The organism is Nocardioides sp. NPDC057577 (genome assembly GCF_042801335.1).
GTDB lineage: Bacteria > Actinomycetota > Actinomycetes > Propionibacteriales > Nocardioidaceae > Nocardioides.
In genome coordinates, this window is record NZ_JBHVGB010000166.1 from 1 (window position 1) to 13,825 (window position 13,825).

13 protein-coding genes are annotated in these 13,825 nt (G+C 70.5%); 8 read left to right on the forward strand and 5 right to left on the reverse strand.

All coding sequences use genetic code 11. From position 1 onward, the window contains the following. The 3 genes from ACFU7D_RS24120 to ACFU7D_RS24130 all read right to left on the reverse strand — a co-directional run. Nucleotides 1–1,150: thiolase domain-containing protein (locus ACFU7D_RS24120; protein WP_378872055.1), on the reverse strand; the 1,150-nt coding region annotated here is incomplete at its 3' end. Beyond that, nucleotides 1,150–2,205: a thiolase domain-containing protein gene (locus tag ACFU7D_RS24125; protein ID WP_378872058.1), complete on the reverse strand. Its 1,056-nt coding sequence runs from the start codon at nt 2,203–2,205 to the stop codon at nt 1,150–1,152. The genes ACFU7D_RS24125 and ACFU7D_RS24120, both read right to left, overlap by 1 nt. A gap of 10 nt (nt 2,206–2,215) precedes the next feature. Then, a complete protein-coding gene (locus ACFU7D_RS24130; protein WP_378872060.1) occupies nt 2,216–3,169 on the reverse strand; it encodes a Zn-ribbon domain-containing OB-fold protein in 954 nt (317 codons plus the stop codon). Nucleotides 3,170–3,252: 83 nt separating this feature from the next. On the opposite strand from ACFU7D_RS24130, the gene ACFU7D_RS24135 reads away from it, so the two are divergent. The 5 genes from ACFU7D_RS24135 (at nt 3,253) to fadD8 (ending at nt 8,835) form a co-directional block, all read left to right on the forward strand. Next, nucleotides 3,253–4,302 carry an LLM class F420-dependent oxidoreductase gene (locus ACFU7D_RS24135; protein ID WP_378732185.1) on the forward strand — a complete coding sequence of 350 codons (1,050 nt, stop codon included), beginning with the start codon at nt 3,253–3,255 and terminating at the stop codon, nt 4,300–4,302. Then, nucleotides 4,299–5,159 (forward strand): SDR family oxidoreductase, encoded by an 861-nt coding sequence (locus ACFU7D_RS24140; protein WP_378872063.1) that lies wholly within the window; start codon nt 4,299–4,301, stop codon nt 5,157–5,159. Before ACFU7D_RS24135 ends, ACFU7D_RS24140 begins: the two co-directional genes overlap by 4 nt. Further along, a complete protein-coding gene (locus ACFU7D_RS24145) occupies nt 5,156–6,382 on the forward strand; it encodes an NADH:flavin oxidoreductase (RefSeq protein WP_378872065.1) in 1,227 nt (408 codons plus the stop codon). The genes ACFU7D_RS24140 and ACFU7D_RS24145 overlap by 4 nt, the downstream gene beginning before the upstream one ends. Nucleotides 6,383–6,487: 105 nt before the next feature. Then, the gene (locus ACFU7D_RS24150; RefSeq protein WP_378872068.1) at nt 6,488–7,204 is read left to right on the forward strand and encodes a PaaI family thioesterase; all 717 of its coding nucleotides are present in this window, start codon (nt 6,488–6,490) and stop codon (nt 7,202–7,204) included. Nucleotides 7,205–7,257: 53 nt separating this feature from the next. Continuing rightward, nucleotides 7,258–8,835, forward strand: a complete 1,578-nt coding sequence (fadD8, locus tag ACFU7D_RS24155) for a fatty-acid--CoA ligase FadD8 (protein WP_378872070.1) — start codon at nt 7,258–7,260, stop codon at nt 8,833–8,835. 6 nt (nt 8,836–8,841) lie between these two features. On the opposite strand, the gene ACFU7D_RS24160 is transcribed toward fadD8, so the two are convergent. After that, nucleotides 8,842–9,420: a dihydrofolate reductase family protein gene (locus ACFU7D_RS24160; RefSeq protein ID WP_378872073.1), complete on the reverse strand. Its 579-nt coding sequence runs from the start codon at nt 9,418–9,420 to the stop codon at nt 8,842–8,844. A 113-nt stretch (nt 9,421–9,533) separates the two neighbouring features. Between ACFU7D_RS24160 and ACFU7D_RS24165 the strand changes: the two genes are divergently transcribed. Then, nucleotides 9,534–10,145 (forward strand): cytochrome b/b6 domain-containing protein, encoded by a 612-nt coding sequence (locus ACFU7D_RS24165; protein ID WP_378872076.1) that lies wholly within the window; start codon nt 9,534–9,536, stop codon nt 10,143–10,145. Nucleotides 10,146–10,162: 17 nt separating this feature from the next. Here ACFU7D_RS24165 and ACFU7D_RS24170 read toward each other — a convergent pair whose 3' ends face one another. Beyond that, nucleotides 10,163–10,966, reverse strand: a complete 804-nt coding sequence (locus ACFU7D_RS24170; protein WP_378872079.1) for a crotonase/enoyl-CoA hydratase family protein — start codon at nt 10,964–10,966, stop codon at nt 10,163–10,165. A 48-nt stretch (nt 10,967–11,014) separates the two neighbouring features. On the opposite strand from ACFU7D_RS24170, the gene ACFU7D_RS24175 reads away from it, so the two are divergent. Further along, nucleotides 11,015–12,679: an acyl-CoA synthetase gene (locus tag ACFU7D_RS24175; RefSeq protein ID WP_378872081.1), complete on the forward strand. Its 1,665-nt coding sequence runs from the start codon at nt 11,015–11,017 to the stop codon at nt 12,677–12,679. Then, nucleotides 12,676–13,785, forward strand: a complete 1,110-nt coding sequence (locus tag ACFU7D_RS24180) for an NAD(P)H-dependent flavin oxidoreductase (protein WP_378872084.1) — start codon at nt 12,676–12,678, stop codon at nt 13,783–13,785. The genes ACFU7D_RS24175 and ACFU7D_RS24180 overlap by 4 nt, the downstream gene beginning before the upstream one ends. Nucleotides 13,786–13,825 lie beyond the last annotated feature (40 nt).

Below are 13,825 nucleotides of genomic sequence, written 5' to 3' on the forward strand. Positions count from 1 at the left end.
GCTGCGAGCCCACGACCCACATCGAGAAGAACTGCGACCCGCCGCCGTAGGCGTGGCCGAGCGCCCGGCGGGCGCCGTCGACCTGGTGCTCGCCGGCGCGGCCCCGGACCTGCAGAGCGGCCTCGGCGAAGCGGAGCATGCCGGAGGCGCCGATCGGGTTGGAGGAGAGTACGCCGCCGCTCATGTTGACCGGCAGGCTGCCGCCGATCGCGGTCTCGCCGGCCTCGGTGAGCTTCCAGCCCGAGCCCTCGGCGGCGAAGCCGAGGTTCTCGAGCCACATCGGCTCGAACCAGGCGAACGGCACGTAGATCTCGGCACAGTCGATCTCGCGGGCCGGGTCGGTGATCCCGGTCGCTTTCCACAGCGCCGCCGCTGCCTCGCGTCCCGCCTGCGGGTTGACCTGGTCGCGCTCGGCGGCCGAGGTGGGCTCGGAGCGCATCACGGTGCCGTGGATCCAGGCGGGCGCCTCGTACGTCTTGGCGACGTCCTCGGCGGCGATCACCATCGCGCAGGCGCCGTCGGAGGACGGGCAGGTCTCGTCGTAGTGGATCGGGTCCCAGAGCATCTGGCTCGCCAGCACGGACTCCACCGTGGTGCCTTCGTTGTGCAGGTGCGCGTAGGGGTTCTTCAGCGCGTTGTTGCGGTCCTTGGCCGCGACGATCGCGCCGATGTGCGAGGGCGCCTCGGAGCGGCGGATGTAGGAGCGTACGTGCGGGGCGAAGTAGCCGCCCGCGCCGGCGTGGACCGGCATCACGAACGGGATCGGCACCGAGAGCGCCCACATCGCGTTGGACTCCGACTGCTTCTCGAAGGCCACCGTGAGAACGCGCTTGTGGACGCCGGCCTGCACCAGCGAGGAGGCGACGATGGCGGTCGAGCCGCCCACCGACCCGGCGGTGTGCACCCGGAGCAGCGGCTTGCCGGCCGCGCCCAGCGCCTCGGCGAGGTAGAGCTCGGGCATCATCACGCCCTCGAACAGGTCCGGTGCCTTGCCGATGACGATGGCGTCGATCTCGTCGAAGGTCAGTCCGGCGTCCTCGAGCGCCCGGTCCATCGCCTCGCGGCACAGCCCGGCCATCGAGACGTCCTCGCGCTTCGCGCGGTGGTGGGTCTGGCCGATCCCGACCACGGCGGCTGGGGTCTTGCCCATCAGTTTCGTCCTTCCATCACGCACACGAGGTTCTGCTGCAGTGCGGGCCCGCTGGTCGCGTGGCCGAGCACCTTGTCGACCGACCCGTCCCAGATCCGCTTCGCGGCCTCGCCGATCCGGATCGCTCCGGCGCTGAACATCGGGTTGGCGGCGAGCGCTCCACCCGAAGGACTGACCGCGACGTCGTCCCCGAGCCCGAGTGCCGAGCGCAGGACGAGCTCCTGGTGGCTGAACGGCGCGTGCAGCTCGGCGACCTGGACACCCGCGGTGCCGCCCACGGCAGCCGCTGCCCGCTCGGCCGATCCGGAGATGGTCAGGTCGCGGGTGCCGAGGTGGAGACCGTCGGAGCTGTGCGCGATCCCGGTGATCCAGGCCGGACGCTGGTTGGCGTCGTAGGCGCGGTCGCCGGCGGCGAGCACGATCGCGGCCGCGCCGTCGGTCACCGGAGCGCAGTCGTGCTTGCGCAGCGGGTCGGCGAACATCGGCCGGGCGAGCAGCTCGCCCACCGAGGAGCCGCCGGCACGGACCGCGTACTCGTTCTTCTCCGCATCGGTCAGCGACCGGTTGACGACCTCGGCCAGAGCCGTCTCGTCCCAGAGTCCGGCGTCGAGCCCGAGGCGCGCCTGGAGCGCGGCCAGGGAGACGGTGTCGGGCCACAGCGGCGTCATCGTGTAGGGGTCGAGCTGCAGCGTCAGCGTCCGGCGCAGCACGCCGGCCGACGCCTTGCCGAAGCCGAAGACCAGCGCGGTGTCGACCTCGCCGGTCTGGATCTTCAGCCAGGCCTCGTAGAGGGCCCAGGCGGCGTCCATCTCGACGTGCGACTCGTTGACCGGAGGCAGTACCCCGATCGCGTCGATCGCGCTCACGAACGAGAACGACCGGCCGGCCAGGTAGTCGGACGAGCCCGAGCACCAGAACCCGATGTCCTTCTTGGCCCATCCGGTCTGCTCGTAGCACTCGGCCAGGATCGGCACGAGCAGCTCGGCCATGCTCGGCGACCCGTCGAAGTCCTTCATCTGTCGCTGGGCGAACCCGACGACGGCAACGTCTCTCACTGAGCGCTCCTCACAGGTGGTGCTTGTAGCTGTCGAAGTCCGCGTCCGGCTCGTCGGCCGGCGCGAAGTGGCTGATGTTCTCGATGCTGGTGCCCCACTCGTCGCGCGGCTTCCAGACCGCCTCGACCCGCATGCCCATCCGGACCTCCTCGGCCGGGATGTCCAGGATCAGGTGCTGCAGCGCGATGTCGGCGCCGTCGAGGAGGACGTACGCGGAGACGTAGGGCGGCTTGATCTTCTGTCCCAGGAACGGGACGTTGACGATGCAGAAGGTGGTCACCGTGCCGACGTGGGAGAGCTCGATCTCTTCCGCGGTCGGTACTCCGTCGGTCGGGCAGGCGCCGCGCGGCGGGACGTAGACCTTGCGGCACTTCGGGCACCGCTGGCCCAGGATCCGGCCCTCGGCCAGGCCGCGGAAGAACGAGGACTCCTCCGGCGAGGCCGCGTAGTGGTAGTCGAGGCTGACCGGCGTCACGATCCGGCTGACCTGCTCGCTGTCGCCGGCAGGCGTGGTGGCCCCGCGAGCGGCGCCCTCGTCGGGCTCGAAGACCAGGTCGTTGACCGACCCGGTCCGCTCCTCGGCCCAGCGGGCGCGGACCTTCATCCCGGTCTCGATGTCGTCGGAGGAGGCGACCTCGACCGCGTGCAGCCAGGGGGTGTCGGCGCCGTCGACGGTGATCAGGGCCCACGCGAACGGCTTGTCGAACGGCTGGCCGGCGACGGGCTCGCTGACCCAGGTCCACGAGGCGACCGTGCCGGTGTCGGGGAGCTCGACGAACTCGGTCACGGCCTGGTGCGTGACCGGATCGTACTCAGGTGGTGGGACGGCGACTCGACCGTCGCCGAGCCGGCCGCCGACGATGGTGGTGTCCCGCAGCCCGGTGAGGAAGCGGCCGATCACCGGGCCTGTGGATCTGGTGTAGTCGAAGGCGACCGTCACGGGTGCCTGCAAGGTGCGACTCATGACAGAAAGTGAAACACGTTCTAGTATTGGCCACAACCCGTACGCCCTGCCGATCGGCGGCGGAGCCGCGGACGAAGGAGTCGATGAGAGTGAAGCTGGGGCTACAGCTGGGCTACTGGGGAGCACAGCCACCGACCGGGGTGGGCGAGCTCGTCGCCGCCGCCGAGGAGGCGGGGTTCGACGCGATCTTCACCGCCGAAGCGTGGGGGAGCGACGCGTTCACGCCGCTGGCCTGGTGGGGTCGGGAGACCTCGCGGGTCCGGCTCGGCACCTCGATCGTGCAGATGTCGGGACGTACGCCGACCTCGATCGCGATGCACGCGCTGACGCTCGATCACCTCTCCGGTGGCCGGTTCGTCCTCGGGCTCGGCGTGAGCGGTCCGCAGGTGGTCGAGGGGTGGTACGGCCAGCCCTTCGGCAAGCCGCTGGCCCGCACCCGCGAGGTCGTCTCGATCGTCCGCCAGGTGCTTGCGCGAGAGGCGCCGGTGACCAACGACGGGCCGCACTACCCGCTGCCGTTCACGGGCGAGGGTTCGGTCGGGCTCGGCAAGCCGCTCAAGCCGATCGTGCACCCGTTGCGCGCCGACATCCCGATCTGGCTCGGCGCCGAAGGCCCCAAGAACGTCGCGCAGACCGCCGAGATCGCCGACGGCTGGATCCCGATCTTCTACACGCCGCGGTCCGCCCCGATGTACGCCGACTGGCTGGCCGAGGGCTTCGCGCGACCCGGCGCGCGGCGCACCGCCGACGACTTCGAGATCGCCGCGACCTGCCACCTCCAGGTCGTCGCGAACGCGGAGGAGAAGCAGGCGACGCTCGAGGCGATGAAGCCGTTCGCGGCCCTCTACATGGGCGGGATGGGTGCCAAGGAGCAGAACTTCCACAACCAGGTCTTCGAGCGGATGGGCTACGCCGAGCTCGCCGGCCAGGTCCAGGCCCTCTATCTGACCGGCGAGAAGGAGAAGGCCACCGCGCTCATCCCCGACGAGCTCGTCGACGACCTGCACATCATCGGCACCGAGGGCGAGGTACGCGAGAAGGTGGCCCAGTGGGAGGAGACCGGTGTCACCACCCTGCTGCTGAGCCTCGGCTCGGCCGCTGACGTCCATCGCATCGCCGAGGTGATCGGATGACGGAGGTCTACGCCGTCACCGGGTCGGCCTCGGGGATGGGGGCCGCGGTGGTCGAACGGCTCCTCGCCGCTGGGCACCGGGTGATCACCGTCGACATCGCCGAGGCCGATGTCGTCGCCGACCTGTCGACCCCCGAAGGCCGTCGCGACGCCACCGAGAAGGTGCTCGCCGCGTGCGGCGGCCGGCTCGACGGGGCCGTCCTCGCGGCGGGTCTCGGGCCTGCGCCGGGCCGGGAGCGGCCGGCGCTGATCACCGAGGTCAACTACTTCGGCGTCGTCGAGCTCCTCGAAGGCTGGCGCGAGGCGCTGGCCGCAGCCGGTGGCGCGAAGGTCGTGGTGTTCTCGAGCAACTCGACCACGACGATGCCGCTGGTCCCGAGCCGGGCGGTGGCCGCGCTGCTCGAGGGCGACGCGGAGCGGGCGCTGAAGGCGTACCGGATCTTCGGGAAGGGGGCGCCGGCGATGGCCTACGGCGGCTCGAAGGTCGCGGTGACCCGCTGGGTGCGGCGGCGCGCGGTCGAGCCGGGCTGGGTGGGAGCAGGGATCCGGCTCAACGCGATCGCGCCGGGCGCGGTGCTGACGCCGTTGCTGGAGAAGCAGTTGGCGACGCCGAGCGAGGCGAAGCAGATCAAGTCCTTCCCGGTGCCGGCCGGAGGCTACGGCGACCCGGGCCTGCTCGCCGACTGGGTGATCCACATGCTCGGCTCGGCCGCGGACTTCATGGTCGGCAGCGTCGTCGTGGTCGACGGCGGCACCGACGCCTGGTTCCGGGCCGACGACTGGCCGCGGCCGGTGCCCGGCAGACGTCTGCGGGGCTATCTGCGCAGGATGCGCGAGTTCAGGAAGGTGCGCGCGTGACCGATTCCACGACCGACCCGCTGGCTCCGGCGACGCTGGGTCCGGTGACCCTGCGCAACCGGGTGATCAAGGCCGCCACCTTCGAGGGGGCCTCGCCTGGCGCGCTGGTCTCGGACCGGCTGATCGACTACCACCTCGCCGTCGCCGAGGGCGGCGTCGGGATGACCACGGTGGCCTATCTCGCGGTGGCCCCGGAGGGACGTACGCATGCCGACTGCATCTACTGGCGCCCGGAGGCGCTGGCCGGGCTGCGGCGGCTGACCGAGGAGGTCCACGCGACCGGCGCCAAGGTCTCGGCCCAGATCGGACACGCGGGGCCGGTGGCCAACGCCAAGTCCAACGGGGTGCCGTCGCTGGCGCCGACGCGGTCGTTCAACGCGCTCGGGATGGCGTTCAACCGCGCCGCGACCGCGGAGGACCTCGCCCGGGTGGTCGAGCAGCACGCCGCCGCGGCACGGATGGCGGTCGAGACCGGGTTCGACGCGATCGAGATCCACCTCGGCCACAACTACCTGCCCAGCTCCTTCCTCAGCCCGCGGCTCAACCCGCGCACCGACGAGTTCGGCGGGTCGCCGGCCAACCGGGCTTCGTTCCCGCGGCGCATCCTTGCCGCGGTGCGGGAGGCGGTGGCCCAAGAGGGTGGCGGCCAGGTCGCCGTGCTGGCCAAGATGAACATGCGCGACGGCTACCGCGGCGGGTTCGACCTGCCGGAGTCTCTCGACTTCGCGCGGCTGCTGGAGGCCGACGGTCACCTCGACGCGCTCGAGCTCACCGGCGGCTCCTCGTTCATGAACCCGATGTACCTCTTCCGTGGCGACGCCCCCTACCGCGAGATGGCGGCCAACATGCCGCTGCACCCGGTGATCAGGATGGGCATGCGGATGGTGGGGAAGGGCTTCTTCAAGGAGTACCCCTACAAGCCGCTCTACTTCCTCGACAACGCCCGCGAGTTCCGCCGCGCCCTCACGATGCCGCTGGTGCTCCTCGGCGGGGTCACCGATCTGACCGGGATGCGCACCGCGATGGACGAGGGCTTCGAGTACGTCGCGATGGCTCGCGCGCTGCTCCGGGAGCCGGATCTGGTCAACCGGCTCCAGGCTGACCCCGAGACCGTGTCGAGGTGCACCCACTGCAACCTGTGCATGTCGACCATCTATCCGGGGACCCACTGCCACCTCGACACCGACCACGTCTACGGTGAGGCCACGCCGTCGCCTCCGTAGCGCAAGCGCGAGAATACGGACGCGACGGCGAGTTGTGCTGATGGTTCGCTCGCTGACGCTCGCTCACCCCATCCTGCTGCCCCCATCCTGAACGTGAGGATCCAGATGTCGATGCACTACGGACGTTCCCAGCACCCGCAGGCGCCTCCCGGATACGTCCACGACGACATGACCAAGGCCGAGATCAAGGAGCGCGAGGCCACCCTGGTCCCGCTGACCGACTCGGTGCGCAGGCTCGTCGACGCGGTCGTACGCACCCAGGTCCCCGACGCGGTCCTCGACGACGTACGCAGCCGGGTCGAGGCCCTGACCGACGACCTGCTCGCGGACGCGCTGCCGGGGCCGCACGGGGTCCGGTTCGGGCCCGACGGAGGCTTCCGCAACTACGGCAACCCGGTGGTCGGGAAGGGGAACGCCTTCGCCCCGCCGCTGGCGGTCCAGCGCGACGGCGAGGACGTCTGGGCCGACTTCGAGCTCGGGCCCGCGTACGAGGGACCGCCCGGACTGGTCCACGGTGGTGTCTCCTCGCTGATCCTGGACCAGCTGCTCGGCGAGGCCGCCTCGGCGGGTGGTCGCCCCGGGATGACCGGCACCCTGACGATCGTCTACAAGCACGGGACCCCGCTGGGCCCGCTGCGCGGTGAGGCGCGGATCGCATCGACCGAGGGAGTGAAGGCGATCGTACGAGGCCGTCTGCTGACCCGGCCGGCCGACGGCTCCGAGCCGGTGCTGTGCGTCGAGGCCGAAGGGATCTTCATCCTGCCCCGCTGGGCACGGCAGCAGGTGGACGGCGGCGACCGGGAGCACGTCGGCGACGCCTGAGACTCCCGCTCCAACCTATAGAACACGTTCTAGTTTCGCGGTAGGGTGCGAGCATGGATACCAGCCGCATCGGTCCCCACAACGGTCATCTGATGGTCTCGGCGCTCGAGCGCCACAAGAACCGTCCGATCATCCATCTCGGCGACGTGAGCCTGACCGGGGCGGAGGTGTCGGCGCGGATCAGCCAGTACGTCCAGGCGTTCGAGGCGCTCGGCGCCGGCACCGGCTCGGCGACCGCGCTGCTCGCGCTCAACCGTCCCGAGGTGCTCTTCATCCTCGGCGCCGGCCAGACCCAGGGTTTCCAGCGCACCTCGCTGCACCCGCTGGGGAGCGCCGAGGACCAGGCGTACGTGATCAACGACGCCGGCATCACCGGCATCGTCATCGACCCCTACTTCGCCGACCGGGCGGTCGAGCTGCTCGAGCTGTGCCCCGGGCTCAAGCAGGTGCTCACCATCGGGCCGGTGCCGTCGCAGCTGGCGGAGGTCGGGGTCGACCTGGTCGCCGCCGCGGCGACCTACGAGGTCGAGCCGCTGACCGCGCGGCTGCTGCCGCCCGGACACGTCACCTCGATCACCTACACGGGCGGGACGACAGGGAAGCCGAAGGGCGTGATCGGGCTGGCTGGGTCGTTCGCGACGATGACCCAGGTGCAGCTCTCGGAGTGGGAGTGGCCCGAGTCGCCCCGCTTCCTGATGTGCACGCCGCTCTCGCACGCCGGCGCCGCCTTCTTCGTGCCGGTCGTGATCAAGGGCGGGACCCTCTTCGTGCTGCCGAGGTTCGACCCGGCCGAGGTGCTCGCGACCATCGAGCGCGAGCGGATCTCCTCGCTCATGGTGGTTCCGACGATGCTCTACGCGCTGCTGGACCACCCCGACTCCCGCACCCGCGACCTGTCCTCGCTCGAGACCGTCTACTACGGCGCCTCGGCGATCAACCCGGTGCGCCTGGCCGAGGCGATCGAGCGGTTCGGACCGATCTTCGCCCAGTACTACGGCCAGTCCGAGGCGCCGATGGCGATCACCTACTTCGCCAAGGGCGACCACGTGAACGCCGACGGCACTCCCGCGACCCACCGACTCACGTCCTGCGGCCGCCCCTCTGCGCTCGTGCGGACGGCCCTGATCGGCGCCGACGGCACCCCGGTCGCTCCGGGGGAGCCCGGCGAGATCTGCGTCGCCGGACCGCTGCTCTCCGGTGGCTACTGGCAGCTGCCGGAGGTCACCGCCGAGACGTTCAGGGACGGCTGGATGCACACCGGCGACGTCGCCCGGGAGGACGAGGACGGCTTCTGGTACATCGTCGACCGCACCAAGGACATGATCGTCACCGGCGGCTTCAACGTCTTCCCGCGCGAGGTCGAGGACGTCATCGCGACCCACCCCGCCGTCGCCCAGGTCGCCGTCATCGGCACCCCGCACGAGAAGTTCGGCGAGGCGGTGACGGCCGTTGTCGTCGTACGTCCCGGGGCCGCTCTCGACGACGCGGTCGTCGCCGAGATCCAGGCTCTGGTCAAGGAGCGGAAGGGCTCGGTCCAGGCACCGAAGACGGTCATCGAGATCGACGCGATCCCGATGACCGCGCTCGGAAAGCCCGACAAGAAGGCCCTGCGGGCTCGCTTCTCGGGCTGAGCCGGGTCAGGGGTACCGCACGGCGTAGCGGAGGTGGGTCACCCCGCGTCCCTCGAGGCGCCGGATGGGCTCGAGCTCGACGGGCCCGACGCCCTCCTCGGGGAAGAGCCGTCGCCCGGCGCCGAGGAGCACGGGTACGAGATGGATCTCGATCTCGTCGAGCTGGCCGGCGGCGAGGAGCGCCTGGGCCAGTCCGGCGCCGTGCGCCATGACGACCTTGTCGCCGGCCGCCGCGCGCGCCTCCTCGGCGCACCGGTCGACGTCGGTGAAGTAGCGGGCGCTGCCCGGCGGGACGTCGTCGGGATGGTGGGTGAGCACGTGGATCGGCACGCCGTCGTGGTGGTCCCCGCCCCAGCGGTCGGCGAGCTCATAGGTACGCCGACCGGAGATCAACGCCCCGGTGGCGAGGTACTCGCGGTAGACGTCGCCGTTCACGCCGGCGTCGTGCCTGTCGTCGAGCCAGGCGAATATTCGCCCGCCGCCCCGTCCAAGCCCGTGACCGTGGCGGTCGTCGGGGCCGGTGACGAATCCGTCCAGCGTCATGGACATGGACAGACGGACGGGGGTGCGTGTGGTGTCGGACATGGGCTCCTCCAAGCAGTGGTCAGGCGCCGCGGACGTCGACGCTCATCAACGCTACGAACGGCCTCGTGCCGATCCGACACGATGCGTCCCGCGGCCCGCTACGCTGGCTCCCGATGTCAGGCGCGACAGCAACGGGCTACGGGGTCGTCGCCAAGACCCTGCACTGGCTGACCGTCGCCGCGTTCGTGCTGCAGTTCGTGGTCGGCTACTCGATGTCGACGGAGACCGACTGCGACCCGCCGGGGGAGGACCGCAGCGGCGGCGACACCTCCGACGCGGAGGAGGAGCGTCTGGACCGCCTCGAGGACGTGTGCGAGGCCCGGACGGGTGAGGACGGTGCGCTCGCCACGGCCTGGGCCGACCTGTGGGACGGCCGGATCGGCCTCGACGGCATCGCGCTGCCCGAGCTGCACCTCCTGCTCGGCCTGGCGATCCTTCTGCTGGGCGGCCTGCGGCTGGGATGGCGTCTGATCGCCTCGCTGCCGCCGTGGGACCCGCGACTGACCGCGGCCGACCGGCGGGTCGCCCATGTGACCGAGCGGGTGCTGCTCGCACTGATGTTCGTCGTCCCGGCCACCGGTCTCGCGCTGGTGGCGGTCTCCGACGACCTGGTGGCCCTGCACGTAGCGGCCCACGTCGCGTTCTTCGTCGCGCTCGGCGTCCATCTGCTGCTGGTGCTGCGCCGTGGGCTGCTTCCCCGGATGCTGCCGGGGCTGCGTACGTGAAGGGGCGGGTCTGAGGCTCAGCGTCCCTTGAACTCGGGCTTGCGCTTCTCCAGGAAGGCCTTGGGGCCCTCCTTGGCGTCCTCGGAGGCGAACACGGCGGCGCCCACCTTGGCATCGTCGGCCCAGGCCTCCTCCTCGTGCTTGCCCTCGGACTCCCGCATGGTGCGGAGGATCGCCTGGACGGCCAGAGGCCCGTTGGCGGCGATCATGTCGGCGAGCTCGTGGGCCTTCTCGAGCGCGGTGCCGTCGGGGACGACGTGGCCGATGAGTCCGAGCTCCTTGGCCTCGGGGGCGAGCAGCGTACGTCCGGTCAGCAGCAGCTCGGCGGCGACGGTGTAGGGGATCTGACGGGGGAGACGGACCGCGGAGCCGCCCAGCGGGTAGAGCGACCAGCGGGCCTCGGCGACGCCGAACTTGGCCGACTCGCCGGCCACCCGGATGTCGGTGCCCTGCAGGATCTCGGTGCCGCCGGCGATGGCGGGACCCTCGACGGCCGCGATGAGCGGCTTGGTGAGCCGGAAGCCCTTGAGCAGCCCCTTGATCACCGTCGGGTCGAAGCCCTCCTTGAAGGACTCCGAGGGCGGCTTCTCGTCCGCCTTCTTCAGGTCCATCCCGGCACAGAAGTAGCCGCCGGCGCCGGTCAGGATGCAGACCCGGATCTCCGGGTCGGAGTTCACCCGGTCCCAGGCGTCCTCCATGATCCGCATCATCTCGGAGGAGAGGGCGTTGCGGCGCTCGGGACGGTTCATCGTGACGATGAGCTTGTGGCCGTCCTGCTCGACGATCGCGTGCGGCTGAGCAGAAGTTTCTGTGATCGGCATAACACCAGACCCTAGCGGAAAACTGAAACGTGTTCTAGTCTCGCAGTCATGGCGCTGAACCTTGCTGACCTCTTCGAACACGCCGTCGACGCCGCGCCTGAGAAGGTGTCCGTCCAAGTCGGCGAACGCACAGTGACTTACGCCGAGCTCGAGCGTGAGTCCAACAAGCTGGCCCACTACCTGGCCGGCCAGGGGATCGGGAAGGGCGATCACGTCGGGCTCTACTCAAAGAACTCCGTCGAGCACGTCATCGCCCTGCTCGCGATCCTCAAGATCCGCGCGGTGGCGATCAACGTGAACTATCGCTACGTCGCCGCCGAGCTGGAGTACCTCTTCGGCAACGCCGACCTCAAGGCCCTGGTCCACGACCGCGTCTACGCGCCGCTGGTCGCCGAGGTCTCCCCGAAGCTGGAGGGCCTGACGACGTTCGTCGCCGTCCCCAACCCGCTCGAGCCCCACGACGACTCCGATCTCAGCCCGTTCGGCGGTGTCACCCTCGAGGAGGCGTTGGCCGGGCAGTCCGATGCCCGCGACTTCGGCGAGCGCAGCGCCGACGACATCCACGTCATCTACACCGGCGGCACCACCGGCTTCCCCAAGGGCGTGATGTGGCGCCACGAGGACTTCTGGCGCGTGCTCGGCGGCGGCATCGACTTCATGACCGGCGTGCCGCTGGAGGAGTACGACCAGTCCAAGCAGGCCGCCGGCGACGGGCTCATCACCCTGCCGCTCAGCCCGCTGATGCACGGCGGCGCCCAGGCGAGCCTGCTCATGCACCTCTTCGCCGGCCAGGTGACGATCCTGGAACCGAAGTTCGACCCGGTACGCACCTGGGAGATCGTCGACCGCGAGAAGGTCCAGATGATGTTCATGACCGGTGACGCGATGGCGGTGCCGCTCATCGACGCGTACGAGGCGGGTCCCGGAAATGGGCAGAGCTTCGACGGCCAGTCGCTGTTCGCCATCGCCTCGAGCGCCGCGATCTTCTCCAAGTCGGTCAAGGAACGCTGGATGAGGGCCTTCCCGAACGCGGTCTTCACCGACTCGGTCGGCTCGACCGAGACCGGCTTCCAGGGCACCGGCCTGCAGGACGCCTCCGCGCTCTCGACCGACGGCCCCGTGGTCACCGCGGGTCCGCACACTGCCGTCATCGGTGACGACGGCCACCCCCTCGACCTCGCCACCGACGTCGGCAAGATCGGCCGCACCGCGCGCAAGGGCCACGTGCCGGTCGGCTACTACAAGGACCCCGAGAAGTCGGCGAAGACTTTCGTGGAGATCGACGGCGAGCGCTACGCGATCCCGGGCGACAACGCCCGGATCGAGGAGGGCGGCCGCCTCACGCTGCTGGGCCGAGGCTCCAACTGCATCAACACCGGCGGCGAGAAGGTCTACCCCGAGGAGGTCGAGGCCGCCATCAAGGCGCACCCCGACGTCTACGACACGCTGGTCGTCGGCATCCCCGACGAACGCTTCGGCCAGGCGGTCGCCGCGGTCGTCGAGCCGCGACCCGGCGCGACCATCGAGCTCGAGGGGCTGCGTACGTTCCTGCGGGCTCACCTGTCCGGCTACAAGCTGCCGCGTGCCCTGACGATCGTCGACGAGGTCCCCCGCAACGCCACGGGCAAGGCCCAGTACCCCAAGGCCAAGGAGATCGCCCTGGCCACCCAAGCGACCGCAACAGAGCAGGACCCCGAAGGAGCAAAGGCATGATCCGTACGGCACTGTGCGAGGCGTTCGGGATCGACTACCCGATCTTCGCCTTCACCCCCTCGGAGCACGTGGCCGCGGAGGTCTCCAAGGCCGGCGGGCTGGGCGTGCTGGGCTGCGTACGCTTCAACGACGCCGAGGAGCTCGACCGCACCCTGACCTGGATGGACGAGAACACCGACGGGAAGCCGTACGGCGTCGACGTCGTGATGCCGATGAAGGTGCCGACCGAGGGCACCTCGACCGACCTGTCGGCCTATATCCCGGCTGAGCACACCGAGTGGGTCGACAAGACGCTGCTCTCCCTGGGCGTGCCGCCGCTGCCGGAGGGGGAGGGGCGCGAGGGCGTGCTCGGCTGGCTGCACTCGACCGCGCGCTCGCACGTCGACGTCGCGCTGCAGCACCGGCCGGTGCTGATCGCGAACGCGCTCGGCACCCCGCCCAACGACGTGATCGAGAAGGCGCACGAGCACGGGATCAAGGTGGCCGCCCTCGCGGGGGCGCCCAAGCACGCCGTCTCGCACGTGTCCAACGGCGTCGACATCATCATCGCCCAGGGCTACGAGGCCGGTGGGCACACCGGGGAGATCGCCTCGATGGTGCTCCAGCCCGACATCGTCGACGCGGTCGGGCCGGACGTACCGGTGCTGGGCGCCGGCGGGATCGGCTCGGGCCGTCAGATCGCAGCGTCGCTGGCGCTGGGTGCGCAGGGCGTCTGGACCGGCTCCATCTGGCTCGGCACCTCGGAGTACCGCAACCTCAACACCCACGCGGGCTGGGAGAGCGCCTTCACCCGCGCCACCTCCGCCGACACCCGCCGGATGCGGATCTACACCGGCAAACCGGCCCGGCTCCTGAAGTCGAAGTGGACCGACGCCTGGGAGGCCGAGGGATCCCCCGCGCCGCTGCCGATGCCGCTGCAGAACCTGCTCGTCTCCGACGCCCACAACCGCATCAACGCCGCCGGGGACCCGGACGTCGTCGCGATGCCGGTCGGACAGATCGTCGGCCGGATGAACGAGGTACGCCCCGTCGCCGCGGTCATGGCCGACCTCATCGCCGAGTTCGAGGCGACCGTCAAGCGCCTGGACGCGATCGCCGAGGGATAGACCGCAGCACCACGAAGGCGCCGGCTCGTCGACCCGAGCC

Bases quoted from the DNA above. Each gene is read 5' to 3' on its own strand.
- ACFU7D_RS24130 (WP_378872060.1), bottom strand. From the start codon at position 3,169: ATGAGTCGCACCTTGCAGGCACCCGTGACGGTCGCCTTCGACTACACC.
- ACFU7D_RS24135 (WP_378732185.1), top strand. From the start codon at position 3,253: ATGAGAGTGAAGCTGGGGCTACAGCTGGGCTACTGGGGAGCACAGCCA.
- ACFU7D_RS24140 (WP_378872063.1), top strand. From the start codon at position 4,299: ATGACGGAGGTCTACGCCGTCACCGGGTCGGCCTCGGGGATGGGGGCC.
- ACFU7D_RS24150 (WP_378872068.1), top strand. From the start codon at position 6,488: ATGTCGATGCACTACGGACGTTCCCAGCACCCGCAGGCGCCTCCCGGA.
- fadD8 (WP_378872070.1), top strand. From the start codon at position 7,258: ATGGATACCAGCCGCATCGGTCCCCACAACGGTCATCTGATGGTCTCG.
- ACFU7D_RS24160 (WP_378872073.1), bottom strand. From the start codon at position 9,420: ATGTCCGACACCACACGCACCCCCGTCCGTCTGTCCATGTCCATGACG.
- ACFU7D_RS24165 (WP_378872076.1), top strand. From the start codon at position 9,534: ATGTCAGGCGCGACAGCAACGGGCTACGGGGTCGTCGCCAAGACCCTG.
- ACFU7D_RS24170 (WP_378872079.1), bottom strand. From the start codon at position 10,966: ATGCCGATCACAGAAACTTCTGCTCAGCCGCACGCGATCGTCGAGCAG.
- ACFU7D_RS24175 (WP_378872081.1), top strand. From the start codon at position 11,015: ATGGCGCTGAACCTTGCTGACCTCTTCGAACACGCCGTCGACGCCGCG.
- ACFU7D_RS24180 (WP_378872084.1), top strand. From the start codon at position 12,676: ATGATCCGTACGGCACTGTGCGAGGCGTTCGGGATCGACTACCCGATC.